Raw genomic sequence first — 11,408 nt, forward strand, 5'->3', positions numbered from 1 at the left:
TTCCCTCTCTCCGCTCCTCTTACCCAAGCGCCCAGTCCCCCCCCCCCCCCCCCCCCCCCCCCCCCCCCCCCCCCCCCCCCCCCCCCCCCCCCCCCCCCCCCCCCCCCCCCCCCCGCGGCCGGTACCTCGGGGACAGGGGTCAGTCCGGGGACTCGTCCGGTACGGGGCCCTCGGGGTGGACGGAACCCGCGTGCGGGGCGCCCTGCCGGCCGGTGCCCGCCTCGTCCGTGTCGGGGACGTCCGTGGCATCGGTGCCGCCGCCCTGCGCGGGGCGGGCGTCCCACCGGTCCTCGCCCTCGTGGGCCTGCTGGTCCGGCATGTCCCGCGGAACCGGTTCCACGGCCTCGCCGGGACCCTGACGCCGGTGCTCGGTCACGGCGATCACTCCATTCCTGTCTTCACCAGGGCGACGGGCCCCACACGAGCAAGGACCCTTCCTGGCGAGGCGGCGAGTACCGCAGGGAGGGCCCGCGAAACCGGCGGTGCGGGTTGAATCAGGGAAAGCGGCAGGTGGGCGGGGGTGGGTCCGGTCTGTGTACGGCGCCGGGGTCGGGGACGGGGCCTGCCGAGGGCCACGGGGGCAGAGCGTTGCGTCGGCGAGTCCGGCTCCTCGACCGTGCTGTACGTCCCGCCTCCACGGCCGAGGCACACTCCGCCAGGCGTGGCCACCGCGGCCCGCCCCCGTGGGGCCGTCACCCGGCCGCGTACACGTCCTCCACGTAACGCCCGGACGCGATCAGCTCGTCGAGCCACCGCTCGGAGTCCCCGCCGGGCACCCGCTCGCTGTGCATCGCCCGGAAGGCGTCGCGCACGCCCGGAGCCATACGGGAGCCGTCCCCGCACACGTACACACGGGCCCCGGCATCGAGCAGCCGCCACACCTCGTCGGCCTCGGCGGCGATGCGGTGCTGCACGAAGGACACCCCGTCGACGGGCGCCGCGCTGAACGCCGGGCGCAGCGAGACCGCGCCGGCGGCCTCGGCGGCCCGCAGCTCCTCGGCGTGCAGGAAGTCCGCGTCCGGGGCGTCGCAGCCGAAGTAGCAGACGGCCTGGGCGAGCCGGGCGCCCTCCGCCAGCGCCCGCACCCGGTCCGCGATCGCGCCGCGGAACGGGGCGAGCCCGGTACCGGCCGCGACCATGACGACCGGGGCCGAGTGGTCGACGCGGAAGGCCTCACGGCAGGGCTGGAGGCGGGCCAGGACGGTGTCTCCGGGCTCGACCGTGACCAGGTGCCCGGAGCCGGTGCCCCGGTAGACGCCGCTGCCGGAACGGGCCGGGGCCTGAAGGAGCGAGACCATGAGGTCGATGTGGCCGGGGTCGGCCGCGGGCGAGGAGGACACCGAGTGGTGCCGCGGGCGCAGCGGCGTGAGGAAGTCCAGCAGGGTCGGCCAGTCAAGGGCGCCGCGCAGGGCGGGGTACGCCTCGACGACCTCGACGAGGGTGCGCGGATCGTCGGTGAGGCCGGCCAGCGCCGCACGTTCGGGCGGGCATGGGTTGGCCGCGGCGAGGACGGCGAGCTGGTCGGCGTTCGGACGCTCCTGCAACTCCACGTGATGGGTGAGAAGTTGACGTACCGTCAGCGGGCGGTCGACGGCCAGGCCGTCGCGGCGGGGCCGGGCCGCGCGGATGTCCAGGACGGTGTCCAGGTCCACACCGAGCGCGGTGGCGGCCCGCTCGACGAGCGCCTTGTCGTTGACGGGCAGCACGGCCACGTGGTCGCCGGTGCGGTAGGCCGTCCCGTCGGGCAGTGCCAGGCGCACGAACCGCTTGAGCCGAGGGTGGCCGGGCGCGGTCAGGTCGTACGCCTCGGTGACCGTCATCGGGACCAGGTCGTGCCGCGCGGCGAGCGCGTCCAGGGGGCCGCCGCCGACCGTGCGGACCTCGTACGCCTGTGCCGGCTCCCCCGCGGCGGTGGCGTCCGGGTCGCCGTACCGCTCCAGGAGGGCGGTGCGCAGCCGCGCCGTGAAGGCGCGGACGGTCCCGCCGAGGTCGCCCGAGGCGTCGGCCGCCGCGCGGTCCAGCAGGCGGGTGCCGCCCTGTTCGGCCAGCCGCTCGTCGATGCGGGTCGGGACCCGCTGGTAGGTGGCGGCCCAGGTGCGGTCGCCGACGCCGAGGACGGCGTAGGTGACGTCCGTGGCGTCGGCCGATGCCCCGGACAGCCAGGCGGCGAAGGCGGTGGCGTCGTCCGTGGGCTGCCCGTTGTAGGAGGCGGCGGTGATCACGACGGCGCGGTCGGTGGGCAGCCCGCCGGCGTACGCGTCCAGGGGCGCGACCTCCGTCTCACAGCCGACGGCGGCGGCCTCGTCGGCGAGTTGGGCGGCGAAGTCACGGCAGGTTCCGTAGTTGCTGCCGTGCAGGAAGAGCGCCCGGGTGCCGGGGCGTACGCGGGCGGGCAGGGTGGCGGTGTCCGCGACGGACTCCGCAGCAGGCCGGTGGGTGCCCGGCAGGGGCGGGTGCGTGCGGTCGGCCGCGGTGCGCGGCGACAGGGTGAGGGTGAAGCCGTCGGGCTTGAGGGTGAGGGTCTCCTTGACCGTGAGCCGGTAGTCGGCGTGGTCGTGGAGGCGGTAGCGGTGGACCAGCATCGCCAGCAGCATGGTGGCCTCGTGCAGTGCGAACTGGCGGCCGATGCAGGCGCGTTCACCGGTGCCGAACGGCTTGTAGGCGTGCGGTGGGCGGGCGGCCTCCGCCTCGGGTGTGAAGCGGGAGGGGTCGAACAGTTCGGGGTTGTCGCCCCACACCGGTTGCCGGTGCAGCATCGGGGCGAGGACGACGACGGACTGCCCGGCGCGCAGCGGGACCCGACCGCCGAGCACGGTGTCCTCGCGGGACTGCCGGCTGAACGCGGCGGCGGTCGGCCACAGCCGCAGCGCCTCGTTCAGCACCTGGCGGGTGTAGGTGAGCCGTCCGATCTCGTCGTACGTCGGCTCGGGGTCGGGGGCGTCGCCCCACAGGGCGTCGACCTCGCGCTGGACGAGCTGGAGGACGGCCGGGTTCTTGGCCAGGTGGTACAGGGCGAAGGACATCGCCCCGGACGTGGTCTCGTGGCCGGCGATCAGGAAGGTGATCACCTGGTTGCGGATGTTCGCGGTGTCGAGGGTCCTGCCGTCGGCGGGGTGCCGCGCGGTGAGCATCAGGCCGAGCAGATCCTCGGCCGCGCCCTGCTCACCGCCCGCCCTGCGTGCGGTGATGACGTCGTCGACGACCTGGGCGAGGTAGGCGGCGTCGTCGCGGAAGGCCGCGTCCGCCGCCGTGTGGTCGTCGCCGGGCAGCCGGCCCAGCCGGGTCATGCTCCACTCCAGGCAGCGGACCATCGACTCCACGAAGGGGTGCGGTTCGTCGCGCCGGAAGGAACCGAAGTCGTAGCCGAAGCCGGCGAGCCCGATGGTGTCGAGGGTCATGCGCGTCATGTCGTCGGGGACGTTCACCGGCCGGCCGTCGCGACCGGCCCGGTCCCATGACTCGATCAGCCGGCGCGCCACGCGCAGCATCACCGGATGGTAGGTGCGCATCGAGCCGAGGGCGAAGGCGGGCATCAGGATGTCGTGGGCCCTGGCCCAGTTGGGCTCGTCGTTGTAGGCGGTGAACAGGCCGTCGCCGGCGAACTCCCGGACGTTCTCCAGGGCGGGGCCGATGGCCTTGGCGAAGCGCGTCTCGTCGGCGAGGTCGGTGACCAGGTCCAGGTCGGCCACGAACAGGACGTCGCGTCCGTGCAGCCGGCGCACCAGCACGGGGCCGTGCCGGCGCATCAGCTCCATGGCCTGCTGGATCGGCGTGCGGCCGGGCCCGACGTCGGAGATGTCCGCCACGGGGACGCCGTGCGGGGTGCCGAGGGTGGTCTGCGACTGCGCGGTGGGGAGCATGGCGCGACAACTGCCTTTCGCGGTGCGGGACTGCTCCCACCAGCTTGGTCGCCGGCCGACGCGGGTCCGTGCCGTGCGACTACATGAATCCGCAGTGGAAAGCACCGGCGGGGTCTTGCCAAGGCGCGCCCGGATGCGCAAGGCGGCGTTGTCGGACAGCACCTAGGGCCGACCGGTCGATCTCGGTCCTCTCGTGCGGGTCGCGGGACCCGGCCCCCCGTGCGCGCGCCTAGGATCCGGGGCCGTGGCGAAGACGTTTGAAGAAATCGTGGAGATGCAGCGCGCGGCGAACGAGGCCCAGGTGCGAACCGCCGGACTGCGCGAGAGATACGGCCCGCCCACCGCCACCCCGTGGACCAAGCAGCAGACCGACACGTACGAGACCGCGTGGCGCGCCTGGCGCGACCTGGACCGGGACCTTCAGGCCGAGCTCACCGAGTACGCGAAGACGCACGGCCGGGCGCGCGCCGATGTCGAGGCGGAGGTGCTGGCCCAGGCGGAGGAACCGCCGGAGAGTGCTTAGAGCCCGGTCGTCACCGCGGGCGGAGGTCGACCCGCCAGTCGTTGGATGTGATCCGGTGCCCCTTGGGGTACTCGAAGTCGACCTGGCCGAGCAGTGCGAAGCCCGCCTTGCGGCAGACCGCGTTGGAGGCGGGGTGGTCCACGCTCGGGAACGCGTGCAGACACCGGTGCGCCCCGGTGGCTCGCGCCGCCTCGACGACCGCGCGGGCCGCCCGGGCGGCGAGGCCCCGGCCCTGGAACTCGGGCAGCACCGCCCAACCGGTCTCCCAGACCGTCGCGTCGTGCCAGGACCGCTCCCAGAAGCCGATGGATCCCACCGTCTCGCCGCTGTCGGCCAGCGTGATCCGGTACATCCGGCCCGCTTCGAGAGCGAGATAGCGCCGGTGCCGTGCGGCGAGTCGCTCCTCGGTCTCGGAGCCTCCCAAGTGCTCCGTCATCCGGGGGCTGTTGGTCCTGCGCAGCAGCCAGAAGTCGTCCTCGGCCCAGGGCTCGAGCCGTACCTGTCGCGCGTCCGTGGTGTCCATGGCGCTCACCTTAGGGCCGGGCTCTGACAACGGCCCGGCGCCGGCCGGTGGCCCCGCCCCCTGACCTGGGCGTCTATCGTTGATCACGGAACCTGGTGAGAGGGGCGTGATGGACTCGGAGCCGGATGCCGCGGTGGTGTGGCGGAACCGGGCGCTGACGCTCTTCGACCGGATCCCGATGCCGGTCGCCGTGTGCGATGTCCACGGGGCGATCGTGCTGGCCAATCCGGCGATGGCCGGGGAGTGGGGTGCGACGCCTGGCGGTCTGCGCGGGCGGAACGTGCTGGACCGGTTCCGGCCGCAGGAGCCGACGCAGATCGAGCGCATCGCGCAGGCGCTGCGATTACGGCACCGTTCGCGCTACCCGGTGTCCGTGGCTTGGGACGCCGCCGACGGGGTGCGGCGCCACGGAGAGCTGACGGCGGACCCGGTCAGCGACTCGGCCGGGGCGACGCCCGCGCTGCTGGTCCTGGTCCGCGTGCTGGGCGAGTGCCCGGCACAGGAGGAGGCGGCGGCCGCCGCCTCGCCGGCCAGCCCTGCGGAGTCCCGGATCCTGGCGCTGCTGGCCGGGGGTGCCACCACGGCGCGGGCGGCGCGCGAGACCGGGCTCACGGTCGACGGCGTCACCTACCATCTGCGGCGTCTGTCGGAGCGGTGGGGTGCGGCGAACCGTACGGAGCTGGTGGCGCGCGCCTACGCGCTGGGCGTGCTCACGCCGGGGGTGTGGCCGCCGGAGGCCGGCTGCTGAACCGCGGGTGCAGTGGGTCCGTGCCGTCCGGGCCGGGCCGTGCCCGCCCCCTCCGGTGCGCCGAAGCGCGCCAGGCAGTGCCACACCATCTTCAGGTCCTGCGGCGCGTACCGGCCCGTGCGCACGGCATCGCCGATGATCCGCGGATCGAGGCGCCCGTCCTCGGCGATCCGCGCACCCAACTCGACGTACCGGGGGCCGCGGTACTCCGCGTGGCGGCGCAACTCCTCCACGCAGAGCCGGTACCCGGGGTGCCACTCGGTCCGGCACGGCAGCCGGCGGGCGGCGGCCTCGACCGGGGTGCCGCGGTAGCCCGCGTCCAGGACCAGCGCCTCCACATCCCGCTCCAGCAGGACCGGGCCGTGCACGTGGGCCTCTATGTAGTCGTTCAGGGCGTCCCGGTCGTCGGCTTCGGCGAGCTCGATGAGGTGCATCCCCGCGGCCACCCCGAAGTGGCGCGGCTCGGCCGCGCTGTCCGGGTAGCAGAAGGTGGCCCGCTCCAGTGCGGCGGCGGTCAGCCGGAAGTGCGAGGAGCCGAAACGCGGCGCCGCCCCGACCACCTGGCGGCGGAAGTTCAGCGCGCCGTACACCGGCCGCTCATGCGCGGGCCCGGCGTCGTAGGCGCCGCCGAAGATGCGGCTCTCCCAGCGCCAGCGGTCGCCGCCGGGGTGCGCCGTGAGCCCGCCGTTGCTGGTGCCGGTGACGAACTGCGAGCGGTAGGCGCCGTCCGCGGCCAGCGCCCGCAGGATCGGCCGGCCGTCGGGCGTGGTCCGGTCGGGGTGGAAGTTGAGGGTCAGCCGCAGGTCCCGGCGCACCGGGCGACCGGAGGAGAGGGCCGCGACATGCCGCAGTGCCCGCTCGGCCGCCGTACCGGCACCGCATCCGGCTCGCTCGTCGCCCCCGAAATCCATTGGCCACTCCCGATCGAACTGACTAGCTTAGGTGGAAACCTAGGATCCCTAGGACGCCAGGTTTCCGCACCCGAGCAAGGAACACCTCATGAGATCGCTCACCGAGCAGGACATCCGCAACTCCTTTATCAACTGCTCGAAAGGAGAGGCGAAACGCCTGGCGATACCCCGCGACCTCGGCGAACGCCCCTGGGACGACCTGGACTTCCTGGGCTGGCGGGATCCGGGGGCCCCCGATCGCAGCTATCTGGTCGCCGAACGGGGCGGCCGGCTCGTCGGCGTCGCGCTGCGCTTCCCGTCCTCTCAGCGCGGCTTCCTGCACCGCAGCATGTGCTCGCTGTGCCTGACCACCCACCCGGGCAACGGCGTGTCCCTGATGACGGCCCGCAAGGCGGGCGCCGCCGGCCGGGAGGGCAATTCGGTCGGCGTGTACATGTGCACCGACCTCGCGTGCTCCCTGTACGTGCGCGGAAAGAAGGCGCCCGAGGCCGGTGGCCGCTTCCAGGAGAGCCTCACCACGCAGGAGCAGATCGCCCGGATGACGGCCAACCTGTCCGCCTTCCTGGACAAAGTGGGCATCTGACTCCGCACTGTGGCCACCCCCCGGGCGACGCCTGTCGTGCCTTTGTGTACGTTCGAGGCCAGGGCGCAAAGGGAAGGGCGTTAGGGATGCGAGATGTCCGTGATGCCTGGGCGCAGACCGTCGCCCGGATCGCCAAGTGGCGACAGGAACCCGAGGTCGTGCAGGCGGTGCGTTCGACCGCGGCCGCGACCGTCGCGTACGTCGTCGCCCTGCGCCTGAGCCCGGAGCCGGCCCCCCTGACAGCGCCCCTGACCGCGCTCCTCGTCGTGCAGGTGACGCTGTACGCGACGCTCACCACCGGTGTGCGCCGGGTGAACTCCGTGGTGACCGGTGTCGTCATCGCGATCCTCTTCAGCACCCTGGTGGGCCTGACCTGGTGGAGCCTCGCCCTGATCATCCTGGCCTCGCTGGCCGTGGGGCATCTCGTCCGGGTCAGGGAGTTCGTACAGGAAGTGGCGATCAGCGGCATGCTGGTCCTCGGGGTGACCCAGGTCGGCAGTACCGCCTGGGCCCGCGTGGTCGAGACGCTCATCGGGGCGGCGGTCGGCCTCGCCACCAATCTGTTCATCGCGCCCCCCGTGTGGGTGGGGGCCGCCGGCGAGTCCATCGAGGGTCTCGCGCGCCGGATCCGCCAGCTCATGCTGAGCGTCGGGGAGGAGGCCGCGGGCCGCACGCCCGCCGCGCAGGCGACCGCACGGCTGCACGAGGCGCGCCGGCTGGACCACGACATCGTCCTGGTGGACGCCGCACTGCGGCAGGCCGAGGACAGCCTGAAGCTCAACCCGCGGGTCCGCGAAGGGCTCCTGCACCGGATCGTGCTGCGCACCGGACTCGACACGCTGGAGATCGTCACGGTGGTGCTGCGGGTGATCTCCCGCACCCTCGCCGACCTGGCGAGGGAGCGCGAACCGGAGCCGCTGTTCGAGTCGGAGATCGGCGCGACGGTGGAACGGCTGCTGTCGGAGATCGGCGACGCCGTGGTCAGCTTCGCGGTGCTCGTGACCACCGACGTCAGCCGCAGCGCCGAGTCCGCGGAGACCCGGCTCGCCGAGGAGCTGGCCACGGCGGGCGCGACGCGCGACAAGCTGGCCCAGCTCCTGCTGGAGGAGGTCCAACGCGACAGCCGCCAGTGGCAGTACCACGGCGCGATGCTGACCGAGGTCAACCGCATCCTGGACGAGCTGGACACCGAGCACCGCACACGGCGTCTGCTGGAGGAGCTGGACCGCGGCACCCGGGCGCAGCGCGAGCGCAACCCGCGTCTGGCCAGGCTGTGGGACCTGGTGCGCGAGCCCTGGTTCACCCGGACGCGTGATCCTCACCGGCGCCGGGACCGCAGCGGGCCGCCCCGGCGGTCCGGGTGAGGACGGGCCACCGGACGGCGGCTGATCCCAGCTCGGGGTGTGCACCCGGCAGTCCCCTCGGCCGTCGCGGAGCCCTCAGCGGTGCGCGGCCCAGTGGGCGGGGCGTGTGACGGACGCCGGGAGCCTGGTGCCCTCGCTTCCCCGCGCCGCGTTGACCTGCGGCTGGGTCAGGAAGAACGCGCCGGTCAGATCGGCGTCGGTGAGGTCGGCGTCCCGCAGGTCGGCACCGATCAGGTCCGCGCCGCGCAGATCCGCGCCGGTGAGGTCGGCGGCTATGAGGTAGGCCCCCCGCAGACTGGCCCCGCGGAGGTCGGCTCCCTTCAGACGCGCGCCGATGAGATCCGCGCCCCGCCGGTCCTTGGTACGGCGGCCGGTCCCGGCCCTGACCAGCTCGCTGGTGCGCAGCAGCAGCACGTTCACCTCCTGCCGGTGCGCGCCGACATCCAACTCGCCGAGCTCTTGCGGAGTCAGGTGGGTCAGCCGCTCGGTCTCCTCCAGCATGCGGCGCAGATCGACGTGGACCGGGCGGGCCGCGGGCAGGGTGAGCGCCTCGGTCAGGTACCAGAGCAGCTCGTGGAGCTGCCGCACCACGGGGAAGACGTCGAACATCCGCCGGGCGTGCTCCCGGTCGCCCGAGCGCCAGTCACGCCCGCCGAAGGTGACCTGCGAGACCTTCTGCCCGGCACCGAAGCAGTCGTAGACGGTGCAGCCGGAGAAGCCCCGCTCCCGCAGCTCGGAGTGGACACCGCAACGGAAGTCGCCCCGGAGGTTGCGGCAGGGCGTGCCTGCGTCCTTGTCGACCGCGAAGTCGGCGGAGCGGGCGAACGGCAGCGCGACACAGCACAGGGCGAAGCAGGAGCCGCAGTCGGCGCGCAGGTCGGAACGGTCGGTGGCGGGTGCGTGCATGACGCCACCCTAATCGGGTGGTTCCCTCACCCGGACGGCCGATCTTCGCCGGTGCCGTGGGGGAACGGGGCCGCGCGGGTCGTCGTGGCGGGCAGGCGGCGCGTCGGCGGCGGGCGCCGAAGCGGGCGCACACGGCACCCCCTTCGGGCCCGCCACCGTGCCGTTCACAGCGGCGCGTCCGGTTCCATCCTGCGCCCCGACCGCACCGTGCGCGAGGTCGGCGGCTCCGAACGGGCGAGGCGCCAGGGGGTGACGGCGTGGCACCCGCCCGGCGGCCGGTGAGTGGCCCGCCGGCCGCGGCCCGCCTACGGTCGCCTCATGGACGGCACCGCAGCCACGGAGGACATCGCGACGACGGAGCCGCCTCCGTGAGCGCGTGCGCCGTCGGCCACTCGGAGACCCTCCCGCCCGACCGGCGAACCGGGCGCGCTCCACGGCACTTTCCGGCCGCCGCGGGAGGTGGGGGACCCACCGCTGAATTTCCCGCCGCGTGAGGGTCCCCTCACTCGTACGAAAACAAACTCCGCTATGACAGAGGCACACCTCGTACGACCCCTGGAGAGACGTCATGTGCACGCACCGGCCTGAGTGCCCAACGGCCGACCGTCCCGACCACGATGCGGCGGTCATCGTCTCCGCCCACCCCGAGCAGGGCTGGTATCTGCTCTGCAACGGCACCATCGTCTTCGACGACACCGGCGAACTCCTGCCGGACGGGCGGGCCGTGGCACCGCTGCGGACCCCGGCACAGGAAGCCGTGCTCAGCTAGTGCCGCGGCAGGCAACGTTCGCCCGTCGCGACGCCCGGCACGCTCCCGGCACCAGGGCGCCGAACGCCGCCTAACGGCCGAACAGCTCGAAGGCGACGGCCGGTGTGCCGTCGAACCGTTCCCCCGCGGTCCGAGTCTGTGCCGTGAGGAAGGACCGGGCGTAGGTCTCCGGGTCCTCGTCGGTCAACGCCTCGATGTAGGTGCGGTGTTCGAGGAGCGACCGCACCGCGCGTTCGAGGCCCGCTGTCGCGTCCACTGCGTGCGTGGGCTGCGCGGAACCGGCGACGGCGACCCAGCGCACGCCGTTCCATGGCTCCAGTCCCCGCTCGGTGAGCTCGGGGAAGATCCACCGGTTGCCGGCGTCCGCGGCCGCGTCCAGGGTCGCGCGTCCCACGGCCACGTGGTCCGGGGTGTTCCAGGCGACGCCGCCCCAGGTGTCGCGGTGGTTCAGGGTGATGACCAGCTCGGGCCGGTGACGGCGGATCGCCGCCGCGATGTCCCGGCGCAGCGCCACCCCGTACTCGATGACACCGTCCCGGTGACCGAGGAACTCCACCGTGGACACCCCCACCACCGCGGCGCTCGCCCGCTGTTCCCGCTCCCGCAACGGTCCGCACACGGAGGGCTCGAGCGAGTCGATACCGGCCTCCCCGCGGCTGGCGAGGACGTACGCGACCTCACGGCCACCGTCGGTCCACCCGGCGATGGCCGCGGCGCAGCCGTACTCGAGGTCGTCGGGATGGGCGACGACGGCGAGTGCGCGCCGCCAGTCGTCGGGCATGGGCTTGAGCGGCTCGTTCCCTGGCTCGGTCATGGCCGCAGGGTAGCGCCGCGCCTTGGCCGGCCGGTCGGCCGGGGGGAAAGCGGGCGAGGCCGTCCCGGACCGGCGAGGACGCCGCCGGAGCGCCGCCCCTCGGCGCCGGACGTCTGCCGGCCCACCGTCGACGTCGGCGGGCTCGAGCAGCGCCGGGTTTGACGCTTCGTTCACCGGGAGCCCGCCGCGCCGTTCATCACGGTCGCACCACAATGTCCGGCCATGAACACTCCCGACTCTGTCGTCAATTCAGGTCTCAGCAGACGCACACTCCTGGCCGGCGCGTCCGGAGCGGGGCTGACCGGCGCGGTCGGGGGGGGGGGGGGGGGGGGGGGGGGGGGGGGGGGGGGGGGGGGGGGGGGGGGGGGGGGGGGGAAGGGGGGGATACCTTTTTCTTGTGTGATGCT

The 11,408-nt window shown here is 73.8% G+C and carries 11 protein-coding genes; 5 read left to right on the forward strand and 6 right to left on the reverse strand.

The window, feature by feature from the left end; genetic code table 11:
* Positions 1-139: 139 nt before the first annotated feature.
* Entirely contained in the window at positions 140-376 is a 237-nt protein-coding gene (locus tag ACZ4SW_RS21885) for a hypothetical protein (RefSeq protein WP_468246737.1), read from the reverse strand.
* 316 nt (positions 377-692) lie between these two features.
* Positions 693-3,860, reverse strand: a complete 3,168-nt coding sequence (locus ACZ4SW_RS21890; RefSeq protein ID WP_468246743.1) for a cytochrome P450 — start codon at positions 3,858-3,860, stop codon at positions 693-695.
* 244 nt (positions 3,861-4,104) lie between these two features.
* On the opposite strand from ACZ4SW_RS21890, the gene ACZ4SW_RS21895 reads away from it, so the two are divergent.
* Complete coding sequence (locus ACZ4SW_RS21895; RefSeq protein ID WP_468246748.1) at positions 4,105-4,383, forward strand: hypothetical protein; 279 nt, start codon at positions 4,105-4,107, stop codon at positions 4,381-4,383.
* A 10-nt stretch (positions 4,384-4,393) separates the two neighbouring features.
* On the opposite strand, the gene ACZ4SW_RS21900 is transcribed toward ACZ4SW_RS21895, so the two are convergent.
* The gene (locus ACZ4SW_RS21900; RefSeq protein WP_468246753.1) at positions 4,394-4,906 is read right to left on the reverse strand and encodes a GNAT family N-acetyltransferase; all 513 of its coding nucleotides are present in this window, start codon (positions 4,904-4,906) and stop codon (positions 4,394-4,396) included.
* Positions 4,907-5,015: 109 nt separating this feature from the next.
* On the opposite strand from ACZ4SW_RS21900, the gene ACZ4SW_RS21905 reads away from it, so the two are divergent.
* On the forward strand, positions 5,016-5,654 hold the full coding sequence (locus ACZ4SW_RS21905; protein WP_468246758.1) for a PAS domain-containing protein: 639 nt from the start codon (positions 5,016-5,018) through the stop codon (positions 5,652-5,654).
* Here the strand turns inward: ACZ4SW_RS21905 and ACZ4SW_RS21910 are convergent.
* Complete coding sequence (locus ACZ4SW_RS21910; RefSeq protein WP_468246761.1) at positions 5,600-6,565, reverse strand: DUF3626 domain-containing protein; 966 nt, start codon at positions 6,563-6,565, stop codon at positions 5,600-5,602. The genes ACZ4SW_RS21905 and ACZ4SW_RS21910 overlap by 55 nt on opposite strands.
* An 88-nt stretch (positions 6,566-6,653) precedes the next feature.
* Here ACZ4SW_RS21910 and ACZ4SW_RS21915 point away from each other — a divergent pair, with 88 nt between their 5' ends.
* Both ACZ4SW_RS21915 and ACZ4SW_RS21920 read left to right on the forward strand, forming a co-directional pair.
* The gene (locus ACZ4SW_RS21915; protein WP_468246765.1) at positions 6,654-7,148 is read left to right on the forward strand and encodes an FBP domain-containing protein; all 495 of its coding nucleotides are present in this window, start codon (positions 6,654-6,656) and stop codon (positions 7,146-7,148) included.
* Between the two features lie 86 nt (positions 7,149-7,234).
* On the forward strand, positions 7,235-8,512 hold the full coding sequence (locus ACZ4SW_RS21920) for an FUSC family protein (protein WP_468246770.1): 1,278 nt from the start codon (positions 7,235-7,237) through the stop codon (positions 8,510-8,512).
* Positions 8,513-8,587: 75 nt separating this feature from the next.
* On the opposite strand, the gene ACZ4SW_RS21925 is transcribed toward ACZ4SW_RS21920, so the two are convergent.
* A complete protein-coding gene (locus ACZ4SW_RS21925; protein ID WP_468246773.1) occupies positions 8,588-9,418 on the reverse strand; it encodes a pentapeptide repeat-containing protein in 831 nt (276 codons plus the stop codon).
* 568 nt (positions 9,419-9,986) lie between these two features.
* Here ACZ4SW_RS21925 and ACZ4SW_RS21930 point away from each other — a divergent pair.
* The gene (locus ACZ4SW_RS21930) at positions 9,987-10,187 is read left to right on the forward strand and encodes a DUF5999 family protein (protein WP_468246776.1); all 201 of its coding nucleotides are present in this window, start codon (positions 9,987-9,989) and stop codon (positions 10,185-10,187) included.
* A gap of 70 nt (positions 10,188-10,257) precedes the next feature.
* On the opposite strand, the gene ACZ4SW_RS21935 is transcribed toward ACZ4SW_RS21930, so the two are convergent.
* Positions 10,258-11,001 carry a PIG-L deacetylase family protein gene (locus ACZ4SW_RS21935; protein WP_468246779.1) on the reverse strand — a complete coding sequence of 248 codons (744 nt, stop codon included), beginning with the start codon at positions 10,999-11,001 and terminating at the stop codon, positions 10,258-10,260.
* Positions 11,002-11,408: the final 407 nt, after the last annotated feature.

Source organism: Streptomyces sp. NPDC028331 (assembly GCF_055565775.1).